The following is a 16477-nucleotide window of genomic DNA, read 5'->3' as shown; positions in this document are numbered from 1 at the left end:
TTCGACTGTATTGCCGCGCCGACCGGTGCGCGTGACACATTTCAAGCGCACCGCGGAGTGCTGCCGGTGGGTATCGCGGGCATCGCGCGGCGCATCGTGGCGTCGCCGGCGGGACACGACTGCCGCGCGTGCAGCGTGTCCGAACCGAACGGCGCGGCGATGCCCCGGCTGCGCCGCGAAAGCCCTGTCATCCCGTCTGGCTCTCTCGTTGCTCAAGGTCGTCTTGCCCTGAGCGAACTGGCGCTCCTGGCACAAGCCCTTGTGCCGGCGCACAATGTACGAATTGAAGTTTTGCCGACACGGCGAGCGATAGCGCCGCGTCATAGCCCCGCACACGATATCGCGGTTGCGCCATGCCCGGGGAGTACAGTCACGATGGCCAGCCGGACCTCCCCCAGCCCGATACCGCGCCCGGCTCACCCCGGCAGGCGCGGGTCCCTGGCGGTTCCGCTCGTCTTCATCGTGGCTCCGGCCGCCGCGCCCGGCCGTTTCACGAGCGCGGGCGCGTTGCCGCTTCAGGCGGCGCAACAAGGAGCCATGCCGCCATGATCAAGGTACTCGTCGCAGACGATCATGCGCTCGTGCGCGACGGCCTGCGACACATCCTGCGGGGCGCCAGCGGCTTCGAGATCGCGGGCGAGGCGTGGGACAGCGTCACGACCGTCGCGCTCGTCCGCTCGACCGAAGCGCACGTGCTGGTGCTGGATCTGTCGATGCCGGGCCGCAACGGCATCGAGCTGATCAAGCAGATCAAGGACGAGAAACCCACGCTGCGCGTGCTGGTGCTGACGATGCACGCGGAACAGCAATATGCGGCGCGTGCGTTCCGCGCCGGCGCATCGGGGTACATGACCAAAGAAAGCGCCAGCGCCGAACTGGTCGCGGCGTTGTCGAAGATCGCGGCGGGCGGCGTTTACGTCAGCCTGGCGATGGCGGAGCAACTGGCGCAGCGCCTCAACGAGCCCCCCGGTTCGCTGCCGCATCAGCGCCTGTCCGACCGCGAGTTCGACGTGTTCCGGCGGATCGCGGCCGGCGAGACGATTTCCGAGATCGCTCAGGCCCTATGCGTCAGCACGAAGACCGTGAGCACCTACAAGGCACGGATCCTCGACAAGATGCAGATGCCGCACGATGCGGCGCTCGTACGCTATGCGATGCAGCACAAGCTGTTCGACGACCACGACGGCATCTGACAGCCGACGGCAGGCGCTTAACCATGCTGGAGCACCCGGGCGACGCCAACGAGGGTTTTCACCAGACGCAGCCGTTGTCAGCATCCTCCTACAGCCGTTCTCCAAACCCTACCTGACTTTCCATCCCCGCCGATTTCAGTCCGGCCGCGCGCGAACCATACTGCTTTACATGGATGCCCGGGCGCCGATCATGCCGTCGTCAGTCTGCCCGTCGATTGCGCTGCACCGTTCCGCGTCCCGGGTCGTCGCCGTCGCACCGACGAAATCGCCAGGTTCCACGCCGTGCACGGCCGACAAATGACCAGGAACGAATTTCCCGACCAGACCGACCGCGGCATGGCATGACGCACCATCCATGCCGCGGCGCCGCACCCAACCGAGTGACCAGGAGCAGATCATGCTGACTGCCCAATCCCGCGAAAATGCCCACCCCGCCGTCGCGCATGCGATGACGATCGCGCTTCGTCCCGTCGATCGGGACGAGCGAGTGAAGCGCCCCGGCGCGCGCTGTTCGACCTGCTCGGTCCGTTCGGCGTGCATGCCGGAGGAACTCGACGCGGCCGACCTGGCCGTTCTCGACGAGGTGGTCTGCACGACCCGCTCGGTCAAGCGGGGCGAGTCGCTGTTCCGGGCGCACGATACTTTCCAGAGCCTCTATTCGGTCCGCACCGGCTCATTCAAGACGATCGTCATGCATCGCGACGGCCAGGAGCAAGTGACCGGATTCCAGATCGCCGGGGAAACGCTCGGTCTCGACGGCGTGTGCAGCGGGCGTCACAACGGCGATGCGATCGCGCTGGAGGACAGCACGGTCTGCATCATCCCGTTCGGCCAGCTGGAGAAGGTTTGCGCCAAGGTGAGGTCGATGCAGCACCACCTCCACAAGATGATGAGCGGTGAGATCGTGCGCGAGTCGAGCCTGATGATGATGCTTGGCACGATGTCGGCGGAACAGCGAGTCGCGGAGTTCCTGCTGAACCTGTCCGAACGCTTCAGGGCGCGCGGCTATTCGCCGGCGGATTTCAATCTGCGCATGACGCGCGAGGAAATCGGCTGCTATCTCGGGATCAAGCTCGAAACGGTCAGCCGGATGCTGTCGAAATTCCAGCGCGACGGCCTGATCGACCCGCACGGCAAGCAGATCCATATCATCGATCTGGCCGGGCTCGCCCGCGTCTGAGCGCTGGCCGCCCGCGCGGCGCCGAGCCAGGTCCGGCACCAGGAGGGATCCCGCAGGCTCGATCCCGTTCCGTCGAATACCCGCACGCGCATCGCCTATCGTCCCGGTTTCGGTCGCTCCGGATACCCGCCGGCGGCGTTCAGTGACCGCATGCGCTGCCTCAGGCGACGGATCGCGAATATCCGCAGGTAATCATGCACGCGGGCATCTTTCGTCAGCGTCGCGATTTCGTCGTCGAGCATCCGCCGCAACGCGTCGTCCGAAATCGACAGGTCGCGCGCCAAGGCCGCCAACGAGGCGAACAACCGATCCTGATTCATCACCGCTCTCCCGCGAGGACAAGGCCTTCATCCGAGGTCGTCCCGGCTGAATCCATTGGAACGCGCGGCGCCGCCACCGCGCTTGACCTGAGTCAACACGCCCCGGATGCGCGGCCCCATCGCCGTGGCGGATCGACTCACGCCTCGCGAACCGCGGCGGGCCGGTGCATCGTGCCATGGCGAATCGCGTCCGATGCGCGGGACGCGTCAGCGCGGATTCTCGTGGGCTTCAGCCGCCGCGATCCCGGCAAGTTGCCGCTCGGCGATGTCGAATGCCCGCTTCAGCGCGTCCATGGGATCCACGCCCGTCATATGCGGAACGGGACGGAATTCCCCCTTGCGCGTGATCAGATCGAGTCGCACGTCATACTTCGGCTGGCGAGTCGACGCGCCCATGGCCTCGATCGCGAGATGGCAGCCGGCCAGTTGCGTACCGAACGGTTCGAGACGCATCAGCTGGATGCTTGCTTCCGCCTCCAGCCGAGCCGACCCGGCGAAGCCGAAGTAAGCGATCTGCATCCCGATTCCCATGTTCCGCTCCTGTTGATCGCGTCGATCGATGGCGAGAGCCGGTTCATCAGTGTGGTGCGCTCGCAATACCTGATTTCGTACTTCCATCTTCCGTAGCGTCGGCCTTGCCTCGTTGATGTGCGTCAACCGACGGGCATCGTCGCACGCTGCCCGCCAACCGGCACCGGTTTCGTGAAACCGGCGCCGACCATCCAGCCGGCCAGCCGGGCGACGGCGACCCGTTCGTTCGGTTGGAGACGAGGCAGACGTCGACGGTTTGCCCGGGGAACAGCCGCGGGGCCGCCCGGATGGAGCGCGGCGCGGAAAATGACCGGCAACACCCGCACATCGACCGCCCGGTGTGCGGGGCGGACAACTGAATTTTCGGCGTCACGCAAGGCTGGGCCCGCACGGACGTCGGGGCGGCTTCGACCAGGGTGCCATCACGCATCCTGCTACGGGTGATCGCGCCGGACCCGCACGGTTCGCGGGAGTGCCGGTTGCCGCATCGCGACCAATCCCGCGACGCCCGAACAACAGGACAGCAGGCCCACATAAAGCGCCGAGCCGTCGTGGACCAGCATGGCGTGCACCGTTGCGATGAGCCCGGCTTGCGACGCGAAAATCGCGACGGTGGCAAAACACTGGCGAAAAACGTTGGGAAACATGCCGCTCTCCTGGAAAGGGATGACGACTGCGACGCTTCAGGCATCCGCATCGTTTGCCCGGGCGGCGGAAATCATCGGCACCGGACCGTGGCCACGCGCAGGAACCATTCGGCCACACTGCCCGGCACCGCGCGCCGGATGCCGCCGCGTCTCCGGGACGGCAGGTCGGACCATGCCTCTGCCCGCGCTGCCTGCCGCACGAAACCATGCATTCATCTTCGAAGCTTCGGATTCCGCGGCGTTGACTTTTATCAAGCGTCGGCGCGGTTCCGACTGTCCCTCGAAAAAAACAACGGCACCGCCCGGATTGCCCGGCGGCGCCGTCGACGACGCGCAGCGTCCCCTGTTCGCGCTAGGCGACTTCGACGATGACTTTCAATGCATGGGTATCGGCCGCGCACGCGAACGTGGCGATGCTCCGCTTCGTTGACTGACGCATTCGCACGACGACGACCTTCCCGTATATCGCATTGCCGTCGAGATTCGGCGATTCGAGTCGCGGCCAGGTTCGCACGTCCCGATTGATGCGATATGGAGCGTGCGCCGCGCACACGGCCATCAAACGCTGACTTGCCATGGCGTGATCCGGGAAAACTTCTCCGGCGGTAACGATGCGCTCGTCGGTTGCCACCATCGGGCGCTGGAAGAAATCGCTTCGGAGATCGTCGCCGGTATTCGGTCGGTAGCCGCGAAACAAGGCGCCGAGATACGCATCGCCCCACGCGCGATCGCACTCAGCAACGAAGCGTTGCGGACTCTCGGCACCTACGGCGAGGAGCGCCGCCTCCATGCGAAATCGACGATCGACTTCGAAATATTCACGGGCCGGCCAGTCATGTCGTGCGGTCAGATCGCGTATTGCTCCTCGTAATTGACGACCACCTTGAAAACGGCGTCGTTTTGCGGCGTTTCGGCCTCCATGCCTCTCTCGTTTCAATAGTCGATCACACGCATCACACGCATCACATGATTCGATATTTCGACAAGAACTGCATGCCCGTTCGTGCCGGACAACGATTCAATTATTTTCAAATCGAAGCCAGCAGACTTTGCCGTAAGCCATCTAAGATTAATTTCATTTTCATTACATTGAAACCGAATAAATCATCGGCGCCGATAGCCAATAATCTCGATCATTGTTTCGTAAATATGCGAACCGATAGATTGCCGGCCGCGACGACACGTTGCCGAGCCCCGCCGGGCAGCGTGACTGGTTGCGCGCGTCGCAGCACCCGGTCAGCTTCCGCGAGTTCGACGGCGGGCACTTCCATCTATTGGAAACCGGCCGTCGTTCAGCACGCGATCGGCCAGGCGTTGGCCGATGCGCGGCGGTGCGCCCCTGCAGTGGGCGAGATGCTGTCGCTGATGTAATGGCCAGTGGCGTAGCGGCGGGTTGCGTGTGGAGACGGCGCCCGCGCGACTGCCGGCATCGCGGCGCGCGTCGATGTCAGCGGCACCGGCTGGCCGAAGACTCAGTTTCTCACCCACCAATCAACGAGCGTTTCGTCATCCGGATCCTCGAAGTTCTTGTCGATGTTGGTGCAATACCATTCGATTCCCGTGCACTGCTTGAAGTCGTCAACCAGGCGATTGATCGCCGCCACGCCGTTGCCGGACGGAACCGACAGCGCGAGATTGCCGCCATTCATGCCGTCCGGACTTCCCCCGTGTTCCGTCGTGACGTCAGCATTGCTCTCCATGCCCAACGAGTGAATGGAACTGCTTCGTCTGCACGACAAGTGTCCAGCATTGCTTGCGCACGCCCCGGACAGCACTTTTGACCACCTCGAAATAATTACCATTAAAATTCATCAACTTGGCCTTCGTCGGACTTGGCCCTTGGGCCAAGCTCGCTCAGTAGCGATGGACTCAATAAATGCTGCGGATAATGCTGCCGATTTGCGAAAGTCGTTAGATAGTGACGTGGCGACCCAGCTGTTCAGCCTCTTGATTGCTGCACAAAACACGCCAGACCGACCGCCTCCGGCACTTATGAATTTCCTATGCGTCAAAAGTTTCAGCTTAAGTTGACAGGATTGGGTATAGTTACGCATCCGCCCCACGTAACGAGATCGCAACATTCCAAATGGGCACTGTCGCTCGCCGCCGGCCGGAAAACAACGGACGAACCTGCTTTTTCGTCTTCCAGAATAACTAAATTCTTCCGATTATCGAGGGTCTATGGATTTGCTGGCGGCCATGCGAATATTCGTGCGGGTTGTCGAGCGCGGCAATTTATCGAGGGCCGCGAAAGATCTCGGCCTGGGCCAACCTACCGTTAGCGACCGCGTCGATCGGCTCGAACGGTTTCTCGGCGTCAAATTGCTGCTCCGGAACACGCGTGCGGTGTCGTGCACCGATGAAGGCATTCTGTTCTATCAGCGAAGCAAGATCGTGCTCGACGCGGCCGACGAGGCGCGGGCCGTCGTCACGCTCGGCAACAAGATCGTGCGTGGGCGCATTCGCATTGCCGCGCCGCATGGGTTGGGCGAAGTCGTACTGCCGGAAATCCTCACGGTAATCCGCGAACATAATCCGCAGCTCTATATCGATCTCGTCCTGAATGACGAAATCACCGACCCCGTCACCGAGGGCGTCGATATTTCATTGCGGCTCGGCCAGATCGGCGATGGCAATTTCGTCGCGCGTCGGTTGGGTTACGTACGACGCGTACTGGTCGCGTCGCCGCGTTATATCGAAAAGCACGGGCTGCCAGAGGAACCGACCGATATCGTCGGGCACCCATTCATTCGCGTCACGGGGCTCTTCAACGACGGCCAGCTTCGCCTGATGTGCCCGTCGAAATCGGTGCGGCCAACGCCGATCAACGTCGTCATCAGCACCAGCCACTGGCGGCCGGTCTACGAGCTACTGCTGAACGGCGCGGGTATCGGCGTCCTTCAGGAACACGTCTGCATCGACGCCCTGGAATCCGGCCGGCTCGTCAGGCTGCTGCCGGATTACACGGTACCGGGATTCGACCTGCATGCGCTGCTGCCGGTCACGCGGCCCGTCCCTTCGAAGACACAGGTCGTCGTGAAGATCATCGAGGAGTATCTGCCAAAGGCGATGGCGCGGGCTGCGGACGGCGCGCTCGACATGTAGCGCGCCGCGCCGAAACGATCGGCCGCGCATCACGCGCGGCTGGCAGGCAACGGCACCGACCGCGATTCCGCCGGGAGGTGCCGCAGTCAGGACGGTCAGATAAGCTGACGACATCAAACGGAGCGCGAGCCGATGAAGCCGTTGCCGGATGCGCGTCTGAGACGGGTGTTCAAACGCCGCATTATCCTTTCGATGTGATGCTGCGGTGCGTGCGCTGGTACGTGGCCTACCCGCTGTAGCCTGCGTCACCTTGAGGAGATAATGGCCGAGCGCCGTCTCGCGGTCGGCCATTCGACGGTCTATCGATGGGTGCCGAAGCTGCTGCCGAAACTGGAAAAGACGTTCCGCTCGCGCAAGCGGCCGGTCGGCAAAAGTTGGCGGATGAACGGGGACCTGCATCAGGATCGGCGGACAGCGGGTCGGGTGGCCGCAAGCAGCGCGGCGCCGATGGCCATGATGGCCACCATCAACAGCAGGCACGCGCGGAAGCTCCCGGTTGACGTCCGCAGCCAGCCGATTGCCGCAGGACTGAAAAAGCCGCCCAACACGCCGATCGTATTGATCAGCGCGATGCCGCCCGCGGCGGCGGGCCCTTTCAGATAGGCGGATGGAATGGTCCAGAATACCGTGTAGGCCATCCACATCGCGGTCGTCGCGACCGTGATGCAAATCAGCGAAACATCGAGCCTGTCGCTCGACACGGCAGTAGCGGCGAGCGAAATCGCGCTGACCAACGCCGGAATCGCGCTGTGCCAGCGCCGCTCGTTGCGGCGATCGGAACTACGGCCGGCGACGACCATGCCGATGGTCGCGGCAACGAACGGAATCGACGAATAGAGGCCGATCTTCATCGGATCGGTGACGCCGCCGGCCGCCAGCAGGCCGGGCAGCCAGAAATTGATCAGGTAGATGCCGCAAATGACGCAGAAATAGGCGGCGCTCATCAAATAGACGTACGGATCCTTCACGACTTCCGCGAAACCGTGCCGCTCCGCATGTTGAGGCTTCGCGGCCATGTCGACGAGTTCCTGCCGTTCCTCGGGCGACAGCCACGACGCCGTCTCGGGGCGATCGGCAAGCAGCACGCGGGCCATGATGCCGAGCGCGACGCACGGCAGCCCTTCGATCAGGTACATCCACTGCCAGCCGGACAGGCCGCCCAAGCCTGCGAAGGTCGTCATGATCCACATCGACAGCGGGCCGCCGAGCACGCCCGCGAGGGGGCCGCCGATCATGACCGCGGCGATGGCTTTCGCACGGCGCGATTCAGGATACCAGCAGGTCAGATAGAAGAGGATGCCCGGCGTGAATCCGGCCTCGAAGACGCCCAGGAGAAAGCGCAGCACATAGAACGTCGTCGCATCGCGCGTCGCGACCATGGCTGCGGACGTCAGGCCCCACAGCACCAGGATCCTGCTGATGGCCTTGCGCGCGCCGATTTTCGGCAGCATCAGGTTCGACGGCACCTCGAAGAGCGCGTATCCGATGAAGAATATGCCGGCAGCCAGGCCGTATTGCGCATCGGTCAAGCCGATGTCGGATTGCATGTGCAGCCGGGCGAAACCAACATTGAGCCGGTCAAGGCATGCAAACAAATAACAGATGAGCAGAAAGGAAAGCAGGCGGCGGTCGAGCCGGCGATAGAGCGCCGACGTGCGATCGCCATTCTGGATCGAGACGACAGTGGACATGCCAGTCCATATGAACGCGTCCCGTTTGCAACAGTTTTCATTGTGTTTCGACAGGCAGGACGGGTTGCAGCGCTCCATATCGCCCGTTGTTCTCCTGGTGCAGGCATTCAGGTTTGGCGAACCCCGGTCCTGCCTCGCTTGTCACCACACTCGATTACTGCGCAACCTTTCGACGTTCACCCTGTATTGAACGTTGATCTTCTCGCTCGCGTGTGCCGTTCCGGCCGGTTGCACGCTAACGTAGCCTTTTCGGTACAACCTGTCGTGAGCCGGGCGCCTTCGCATGAGTCAACACCGCTCGCGCGCCGTGAATCCGGCATTCGATCCCGGCAATCCGCTTTCCCCTGCCGACCGTGGCGCTGCGCCCGGCATCGGACCGGGCGCAGCGTGGGCGCGGTTTGTCAGGCGACTTCGGACAATTCGGGCGCCTCCTCCTCCTCCTCCTGGTATTGCCTGACGCGCGCACGGAACGTGTCCGAAAGCGGCACCGTCGATTCCGTCACGTAGTCATAAGCAACGTGCGTCGACGCGCCTCGCGCGATCACGGTGTCGGCGTCGCCCGCGAGCGTGATCAGGTATTCGAGGTCGAAGCTCTTCGTGCCGAGGCGCGTGATTCGCGCGCTCAATTCGAGCGATTCCCCCCATTTCGCGGAACGGACGTATTCGCACGACGTCTTCAGCATGATCTGCGGAATGCCCTGATCGAGCGGCACCTCCAGCAGTTCATGCGCGTAAGCCATGTATGCATTCAGCATGTACACGTAATACATCGTCGCGCTGACGTGGCCGGCGGGATCCTGGTCGCGATACGTGACGTCGAATTTCTGTGTGAAGGCTCGGGTCATCTTGGCACCTGTGGGTTGAGGTTGTGCCCGCCGGTCTGCCCGGCGGGTCGGGTCAAGCAAACGTTGAATGCCCGATGGCATCCGCGCATCGCGCGAAAGCTTGCGGCGCGATGCCGGACGGGCCGGGGCATGCGCTACGACAGCACGCACTGGTCGAGGTAGGGTTTCCCGCCGTGCGCGTGCACGATCGAGCCGCCGCGCATCTCGACGATCGGCAACTCGGCGAGGGCATTGACGACGTGCGCCATCGTCGGCAGGTCCGACCAGCTCGCGACGTTGAAGCGCACGCGCGCATCTCCGACGTGCCGCCGGTCGACCGTGACGTACGGGTCGTGGACCGGCGTCAGCGTGACCTGGCACAGCTCGGTCTCGCCCCAGTCGCCGGTGCGCGGCGTGTACTTCAGCATCAAGGTGCCGTCGGACCGGGCCGGCGGCGTGTCGGCCACCGGTTCCCGCAATCCCGTCACGCCGAGCTCGAGAAAGCGAAAGCCCATCCAGCTAGCTTCGCAATGCTGTTCGCCGTTGAACTGCCGCGGCGCCGCGACGTCCGCATAGAGCTTCGGATGACCGATCTCGTCGCGGCCGGTGATGATCGGATCCGCGAGGTTTTCCCATACCGCCGCGAGAAACTTTCCGGCAGCGCGGTCGCGCGTCCCCGCAAAGATCGCGGGCCAGCTCACGTGAACCATCGTGTAGCCGCGTCCGGCGAGCCAGTCGATGCCGGTCAGGTAGTGGAACTCGACGGTCACGACGGGCTCGCCGGCGAGCGTGAAACGTTCCGGAAGATGCCGTTCCAGCCGGGCGGCATCGGTGAGAAACGACGCGGACACCGTCATGCGCGTCGGATTGCGGTGCGGGTCGACTGCGAGCGCGTTCGGCACCTGCCGGGGGCCCGGTGCCGGTCCGAAGTGCGTGGGCATTCGATAGATGCGCCCCTTCTCGAACGTGTAAGCCAACGAACACCTCCTTCGTCTGTACGCGGGCCGGCCGCCGTGTGCGGCCGGCCCGCGCGTCGTTTTACCGATGGGATGCCAGACCCGCGCCGGCATAGATGATTTGCAGCTCCCCCTGGATTTCGCGCATGAGATTGCCCGAACTCGCGTTCTGCGGAAGGTTCTGCAGGCGGAACAGCACGAACGGCTCGGTGCCCGACGGGTTGCCGATGGCGTGATAACCCCAGGCGGGCACGAACACCGTGTCGCCCGGCACGAGTCGCTCGCGCGTCTGGTCTTCGCCGAACGCCATTTCTCCGGAGCCCGATTGAACGATGTACAGATGCCAGAATGAATGGCGATGCCGCTCCGTCATCTCGCCGGGCTTCAGTACCTGGATGACGAGCGACAGATCGGGAGCGACTGTCCCGTGCTCATCGACTCTGCCGCCGGACAGCGCAAGCGTGCCCTGCGGGTTGTGCGGGCGGCTGAGCGTCATTGACTCGATCGATTGCCACTTCCAGACCACCGGGTCGGCCGGGGGTTTCGACGTCAGTTCGAGATATTCCGAGAACGAGAGAATGTCGCCTTCGATCGTCTGCATGGTTACTCCTTGTTGTACGCAGGGTGGGATGAACAGGTATCCGGATGGGCATCGCGGAACGCCGCGAGCTGCATGCATGCGTCGTGAATGCGCGATACGGTCGGATACGGCGCGATATCGATGTTGACGTTGCGGGCCGAGACGATTTGCGGCACCAGCGCGAGGTCCGCGAGCGACGGGCGATCGCCGTGACAGAACCGGCCTGTCTCGGCACTGCCGGCGAGCATCGTCTCGAGCGCGCCCAGGCTCGTGGTGATCCAGTGCTGCTTCCAGCGGAGCACCACGCCGTCGTCGCAGCCGGTCGCCTCTTTCAGGTACTGGGCGACACGCATGGCCGTGATCGGGTGGGTGTCCGCCGCGACCGTCTGGAACAGCGCGCGCACGCGCGCGCGTTCCTGCGTGCCGGCAGGCAGCAGCGGCGGGTCCGGATATTCGTCGTCGAGATACTCGACGATCGCCGACGACTGGGTCAGCACGCGGTCGCCGATCCGCAGCGCGGGCAGCAGGCCTTGCGGATTGATCGACAGATACGGATCGGCGCGGTGGGCGCGCGCATCGAGATCCTGAACGACCGCCGTGTAGGCGACGCCCTTCAGATTGAGCGCGATACGCACCCGGAACGATGCGGACGAGCGGTGGAAATCGTGCAGGGTCAGCATGTTTAGTTACCCTCCAGCGCCGCTGTCAAGGCGGCTTCAGGCGCGGCTGCGAGCGAATCGCGCGCCGCGGTGGTGTCGTCGCCCGGCACGCCGATGCGGGCCGGGCCGGTGGCCTGTTCGGCCGCGATCATGTCGAGCAGTTCGAGCACGCAGCGCTCGGCGTCGCGCGTCTGCCGCGACGCGATGCCCGGACGCGGCAGCGCATGCGTGTAGAAGTGCGCGCCCTCGATGGGAAAGCCGATGGCCCAGAGGCGCGACTGCGCTTCGCCGTCGCGGCCGAGCGGATGCATACCCGTATCGACGTCGAGTCCGCCCGGGTGGTAGTCGCCGTTCCGGTACGGGCGGACGATGCCGCGGCCGAGCAGCGCGGTCGAGAGCGGCGAACCGTCGGTGGCCGGCGAATACGGATCGAGCCGCGCGACGACGAGCACGTCCGCGTAGCGGCGCTCCACCCGCTCGCCGTATTGCGCCTCGATGCGGAAATGCGCGCACGTCTCGTCGGCGACAAGCCGCGCGCCGGGGCCGCCGGCGATGTCGAGCAAGCCGGCGCGGTGCAGCGCGAGGTGCTCGCGATTGCGCCGCAGCGGCGGGCCGAACGACACGCGGTTGGTGATGGCGTTGAATTCGTCGACGAAGTAGCGATGCGAATCGGGCGTCAGCCCGCCGTATTCGACGGCCGCGCGCAACGCGTCGCGCGTATCGCGCAGCACGTCGGTCGCCGCCTTGACCGGGCTCGTCAGGTTGCCGAGCAGCGCGTGATGCAGGTCGTCGCGCATGAGCGCGAAAAAGAACGTGCGGAACGCGTCGAAGGATTCGAACGTCCTGCCCTCGAGCGGCCACAGAATCTGGCCGATCGCGTGCAGCTCATCCGGGCGCGGCTCGAACCCGTCGGCATCGACGTTGCCGCCTTGCAGCGCGAGCCGGTACGCGTAAGCCATTTCCTTGATAATCAGCGGCAGCACGTCAGCGCGGAAATCGATCAGGCTGCTGCCCGTGGTGTCCAGCGCGGCCGCACGCAATGCCGCCACCGCGTCCGGCGTGAAGAAGCGCGGGCGGTGGCGCCCCGTCAACCCCTTCTGGTTGATCCCGCGCGCGGCGAACGGCAGGCAGTTGCGGGAGAACAGCAGGATCTGCGGTTCGAGCCCGGACTTCTGGTATTCGAGTTCGCCGTCGCGTTCGACGTAGCGTCCGCCACGGCCGATCGTCAGCGCGGACACGACATCGTGTGCGGTCAGGCCGAACCCCTGTACGGCGACGGTCGCGGTGGGGGCGATATCGTTCAGCGTCTCGATCGGGTATGGCGACGGCACGTATGCGAGCTGCCCGTTGTTGACCCGATGCCGCTCCGCGAACTGCGCGAGGCGCTGGTCGCTCTCGGTGGGGCGGCGCGTGCCGTGGCCCGTCGTCAGGAACACGTAGTGCGCAAAGGCCGGCGCGCTGTCGTCGACTTGCAGTTCGTAGCCGCGCTTGGCCGGCACGAGATCGACCACGCGGGCGCGGCGATGCGTCACCGCGACGCTGCGCGGCAGCGCGGCGACGATCCGTGCATAAACCCAGGACAGGTATTCGCCGAGCAGGCTGCGCGGCAGATGGTCGGCATCGTTGAGCGGGCGGCCCGCATCGACCGCCGTCTTCCGGAACGCGCCGTCGACGTAGCGATATCCGCTGTCATGCGCCCATTCGACGAGCGACGGCGCGCCGTGCCGGCCCAGCTCGCTAGACGGCGCGAACATCGTCACTTGCGAAGCGACGGTGTTGATCATCAAGTGATCCGGCTGGCTCGACGGATGAGCGCCCTGCCCGCACTCGCCGGCGTCGAACACCGTGATGTCCAGCGCGACGCCCGCCGGAATACTGCGCGCATGTTCGACGAGGCGCTCGAGCACGGTGACGCCGCGCGGCCCCAAGCCAATGATCGCAATCGAAATCGTGTTCGTCATTGCGTTTCTCCCGTTTCGAGTTGAACGTCGGCCGCTGCTGTCGCCGGGTTCGATACCGCCGCGCGCGACGCGTCGGCGGCGAGGTGCGCGTCGCTCAAGGGCGGCGCGTGCAGCGCCACGATGTCCGGATGCCCGTTCCAGCGCGGGAAGCGCTGGCGCACCGCCGGATCGTGGCCGGGAATGATGTGGTCGGGGCCGTCCGCCAGCGCTTCGATCGCCGCATGCCCGTCGAGCATGCGCGCGACGTTGAAGACGATCGGGAACGGGCGCTTCGAGCGGATGTGGTCCCAGTAATGCGCGGCGTCGCTGGCCAGCACGACATGGCCTCGCGCCGTTCGCACCCGCACCACCTGCAGGCCGGCCGTGTGGCCGCCGATCAGGTGCGTGTGGATGCCGGATGCCACCGCGTGATCGCCGTCGGCGAATCGCACGCGGCCCGCGTGCAACCGTTCGATCGCCGCGCACACGTCATGCGCCTCGAACGGCTTGCGAATCGCTTCGTGACACATGCAGCGCCCGGTGCAGTACGCCATCTCCGCATCCTGGATATGCAGCGTCGCCCCGGGAAACGCGCGGATGTTCCCCGCGTGGTCGTAGTGCATGTGCGTGATGATCACGTCGTCCACGTCGGCCGCGTCGATGCCGAGCTCGCCCAGCAGCGCCACCGGCGAATGCAGATAGCGGCGCTTGCGCCGGGCGGCCGTCGGCGCGTCGAACCCTGTGTCGACCAGCACCGTGCGGCCCATGCCGCGAATCACCCAGACATAGAAGTCGAGCGGCATGGAGATGTCGTCGTGCGGATCGTCGCCGAGATAGTTCTCGCCACTGCGCCGATCGTCGTGCGTCGCGTAACGCAGCGCAAAGACTTCGTACTCCGCGCTTTCCTGATCGAGAAGGTTGCTCATTCCACGGCCTCCAGCAAATCGGGGCGCACGGCGTCGTGACGGGCCACGGCGATGGTCCGGCCCGATCCGCCAGCGCCATGCTCCATCGCGGCCAGTTCGTCCTGGAAGAAGAAGGTTTTTTCGCCGAATGCGGGGACGAGCTCGTCGAACCAGGTCGCTTTCGGATCGAACTTCGCATAGAACGGCCGGCGCACCCATTCGGGGTTGCGGGCCTGCAGCAGTTGCAGCGCGAACACCTTCTCGCCGGCCAGCTCGACGATGCCGTCGACCATCACCTTGCCCGGGAACGCGCTCATCGACGGGCCGCGCACGGTGCGGGCAAGGCCCGATATCGAGCGGTAGGCGGCCTGGAAAATCTCGTAGGCGCGTGCGAGCGGCAGCTTGAAATAATCGCTCGGCCCGGTGTCGCGCTCGACGAACATGTAGTACGGGATCGCTCCGAGCCGCACGCCCGTCGTCCACAGCTCGGCCCAGGCGGCCGGATCCTCGTTGATGTGCCGGATCAGCGGTGCCTGGATGCGCACGCTCGCGCCGGTGCCGATGATGCGCCGCATGGCCCGCTGCGCGATCGGATGCTGCAGTTCGCGCGGATGGTTGTAATGGCCCATGATCGCGAGATTGCGCCCGGACGCCACCACCTTTTCGAACACGCGCAGCAGGTCGTCCGAGTCCTTGTCGCTCACGAAGCGCTGCGGCCAATAGGCGACCGACTTCGTGCCGATCCGGATGTTCTGCAGATGGTCGAACTCCGGCGCGAGCAGCGGCTCGAGGTATTCTCCGAGCGCGCGGGCACTCATCACGAGCGGATCGCCGCCCGTCACGAGAATGTCGGTGACTTCCGGATGACGCCGCAGATAGGCGGTGAGCTCCTGCGACGAGCGAGCGTCGAACTTGAGCTCGTCCATGCCGACGAACTGCGGCCAGCGAAAGCAGAACGTGCAATACGCGTGGCAGGATTGCCCCGCACTCGGAAAGAACAGCACCGTCTCGCGATACTTGTGCTGCAGGCCGCTTAACGGCACGCCGTCGAGATAGGGCACGTTGTGGGTCAGCTGCCCGGCGGGGTGCGGGTTCATCCGCAGGCGGATCTGGCGGACGACGGCTTCGATGCGCGCTTCGTCGGCACCTTCCTGGATGAGATCGCGGATCGCCGCATACTCGTCGTCCTTCAGCATGTCGCGATGCGGGAACGTGAGCCGGTAGATCGGGTCGTCGGGAACCTTGTCCCAATCGATCAGTTCATTCAGCACATAGGGATTGACTCGAAACGGCAGCACGCGCGAAACGACGTCGACGGCTTCCCGAAGCTCGCCCGGCAACAGCTGCCATTGCGGCGATTGGGAAACGGTGTGCCTCGTATACGGCTTGAACTTCCACATCTGATCCTGACTCATGACGGCCCTCTCCAGCAGATTAGATTTATGAATGTGACGACATCTGAATCAACTTCCTGGTGATAAATGTGATGCGTTAAGTACAGCGAAACGACTAATGCAAATCGAAATCGATGGAACGGCGTGTTGCTTTGCCGTTCGCCGCCGGTGCTCAGGACACGGCGCTTACATCGAGCGGCGCGCTGGTCTTCGCCTTGATCTCGCCGACGCTCACACCGTCGGCGAGCTCGACGACCCTGAGGCCGGCCGGCGTCACTTCGATCACGCCGAGATCGGTGATGATCAGGTCGACCACGCCGACACCCGTCAACGGCAGGTTGCATTCGTCGAGGATCTTGTGCTGGTCGCCCTTCGCGACGTGCTCCATCAGCACGACGACGCGCTTCACGCCCGCGACGAGGTCCATCGCGCCGCCCATCCCCTTGATCATCTTGCCCGGGATCATCCAGTTCGCGAGGTCGCCCTGCTTGCTGACCTGCATCGCACCGAGGATCGCGAGGTTGATGTGGCCGCCGCGGATCATCGCGAACG

At 64.5% G+C, this 16477-nt stretch carries 18 protein-coding genes and 1 pseudogene; 6 read left to right on the top strand and 13 right to left on the bottom strand.

What is annotated here, in order from left to right; all coding sequences use genetic code 11:
• Nucleotides 1-545: 545 nt before the first annotated feature.
• Together BT264_RS18475 and BT264_RS18465 are read left to right on the top strand one after the other, a co-directional pair.
• Nucleotides 546-1193, top strand: a complete 648-nt coding sequence (locus tag BT264_RS18475; RefSeq protein WP_072439799.1) for a response regulator — start codon at nucleotides 546-548, stop codon at nucleotides 1191-1193.
• A 397-nt stretch (nucleotides 1194-1590) separates the two neighbouring features.
• Complete coding sequence (locus BT264_RS18465; RefSeq protein ID WP_072439803.1) at nucleotides 1591-2373, top strand: helix-turn-helix domain-containing protein; 783 nt, start codon at nucleotides 1591-1593, stop codon at nucleotides 2371-2373.
• Between the two features lie 95 nt (nucleotides 2374-2468).
• On the opposite strand, the gene BT264_RS18460 is transcribed toward BT264_RS18465, so the two are convergent.
• The 3 genes from BT264_RS18460 to BT264_RS18450 form a co-directional block, all read right to left on the bottom strand.
• Complete coding sequence (locus BT264_RS18460; RefSeq protein WP_072439805.1) at nucleotides 2469-2693, bottom strand: DUF3562 domain-containing protein; 225 nt, start codon at nucleotides 2691-2693, stop codon at nucleotides 2469-2471.
• A 207-nt stretch (nucleotides 2694-2900) separates the two neighbouring features.
• Nucleotides 2901-3212, bottom strand: a complete 312-nt coding sequence (locus BT264_RS18455) for a hypothetical protein (protein WP_072439892.1) — start codon at nucleotides 3210-3212, stop codon at nucleotides 2901-2903.
• Nucleotides 3213-3658: 446 nt separating this feature from the next.
• Entirely contained in the window at nucleotides 3659-3871 is a 213-nt protein-coding gene (locus tag BT264_RS18450) for a DUF2964 family protein (RefSeq protein WP_072439807.1), read from the bottom strand.
• 430 nt (nucleotides 3872-4301) lie between these two features.
• On the opposite strand from BT264_RS18450, the gene BT264_RS40510 reads away from it, so the two are divergent.
• Nucleotides 4302-4742 (top strand): ABC-type transport auxiliary lipoprotein family protein, encoded by a 441-nt coding sequence (locus tag BT264_RS40510; protein ID WP_083534095.1) that lies wholly within the window; start codon nucleotides 4302-4304, stop codon nucleotides 4740-4742.
• A 601-nt stretch (nucleotides 4743-5343) separates the two neighbouring features.
• Here BT264_RS40510 and BT264_RS18430 read toward each other — a convergent pair.
• Nucleotides 5344-5571 carry a hypothetical protein gene (locus BT264_RS18430; RefSeq protein WP_072439811.1) on the bottom strand — a complete coding sequence of 76 codons (228 nt, stop codon included), beginning with the start codon at nucleotides 5569-5571 and terminating at the stop codon, nucleotides 5344-5346.
• Between the two features lie 13 nt (nucleotides 5572-5584).
• Here BT264_RS18430 and BT264_RS38365 point away from each other — a divergent pair, with 13 nt between their 5' ends.
• From BT264_RS38365 to BT264_RS18420, 3 genes and pseudogenes are all read left to right on the top strand, one after another.
• Nucleotides 5585-5902 (top strand): hypothetical protein, encoded by a 318-nt coding sequence (locus tag BT264_RS38365; RefSeq protein ID WP_143155747.1) that lies wholly within the window; start codon nucleotides 5585-5587, stop codon nucleotides 5900-5902.
• Nucleotides 5903-6052: 150 nt separating this feature from the next.
• Nucleotides 6053-6976, top strand: a complete 924-nt coding sequence (locus BT264_RS18425; protein WP_072439813.1) for a LysR family transcriptional regulator — start codon at nucleotides 6053-6055, stop codon at nucleotides 6974-6976.
• Between the two features lie 132 nt (nucleotides 6977-7108).
• A pseudogene (locus BT264_RS18420) lies at nucleotides 7109-7363 on the top strand (IS6 family transposase); the annotation flags it as partial.
• 11 nt (nucleotides 7364-7374) lie between these two features.
• Here the strand turns inward: BT264_RS18420 and BT264_RS18415 are convergent.
• From BT264_RS18415 to BT264_RS18375, 9 genes are all read right to left on the bottom strand, one after another.
• A complete protein-coding gene (locus BT264_RS18415; RefSeq protein WP_072439815.1) occupies nucleotides 7375-8667 on the bottom strand; it encodes an MFS transporter in 1293 nt (430 codons plus the stop codon).
• Between the two features lie 401 nt (nucleotides 8668-9068).
• Entirely contained in the window at nucleotides 9069-9512 is a 444-nt protein-coding gene (locus tag BT264_RS18410) for an acyl-CoA thioesterase (protein WP_072439817.1), read from the bottom strand.
• Between the two features lie 134 nt (nucleotides 9513-9646).
• Nucleotides 9647-10468 (bottom strand): acetoacetate decarboxylase family protein, encoded by an 822-nt coding sequence (locus tag BT264_RS18405; protein ID WP_072439818.1) that lies wholly within the window; start codon nucleotides 10466-10468, stop codon nucleotides 9647-9649.
• Nucleotides 10469-10529: 61 nt separating this feature from the next.
• Complete coding sequence (locus tag BT264_RS18400; protein WP_072439821.1) at nucleotides 10530-11048, bottom strand: cupin domain-containing protein; 519 nt, start codon at nucleotides 11046-11048, stop codon at nucleotides 10530-10532.
• A gap of 2 nt (nucleotides 11049-11050) precedes the next feature.
• Complete coding sequence (gene maiA / locus BT264_RS18395) at nucleotides 11051-11704, bottom strand: maleylacetoacetate isomerase (protein ID WP_371287109.1); 654 nt, start codon at nucleotides 11702-11704, stop codon at nucleotides 11051-11053.
• Nucleotides 11705-11709: 5 nt separating this feature from the next.
• Nucleotides 11710-13647: an FAD/NAD(P)-binding protein gene (locus tag BT264_RS18390; RefSeq protein WP_072439825.1), complete on the bottom strand. Its 1938-nt coding sequence runs from the start codon at nucleotides 13645-13647 to the stop codon at nucleotides 11710-11712.
• A complete protein-coding gene (locus BT264_RS18385; protein WP_072439827.1) occupies nucleotides 13644-14552 on the bottom strand; it encodes an N-acyl homoserine lactonase family protein in 909 nt (302 codons plus the stop codon). Before BT264_RS18385 ends, BT264_RS18390 begins: the two co-directional genes overlap by 4 nt.
• Nucleotides 14549-15946 carry a KamA family radical SAM protein gene (locus BT264_RS18380; protein ID WP_072439829.1) on the bottom strand — a complete coding sequence of 466 codons (1398 nt, stop codon included), beginning with the start codon at nucleotides 15944-15946 and terminating at the stop codon, nucleotides 14549-14551. The genes BT264_RS18385 and BT264_RS18380 overlap by 4 nt, the downstream gene beginning before the upstream one ends.
• 151 nt (nucleotides 15947-16097) lie before the next feature.
• A partial coding sequence (locus BT264_RS18375) for a CoA-transferase (protein WP_305729919.1) occupies nucleotides 16098-16477 on the bottom strand: 380 nt, incomplete at its 5' end.

It is taken from the genome of Burkholderia sp. NFPP32, from assembly GCF_900119325.1.
GTDB lineage: Bacteria > Pseudomonadota > Gammaproteobacteria > Burkholderiales > Burkholderiaceae > Burkholderia > Burkholderia pyrrocinia_C.
This window is presented reverse-complemented; position numbering and strand designations above follow the sequence as displayed.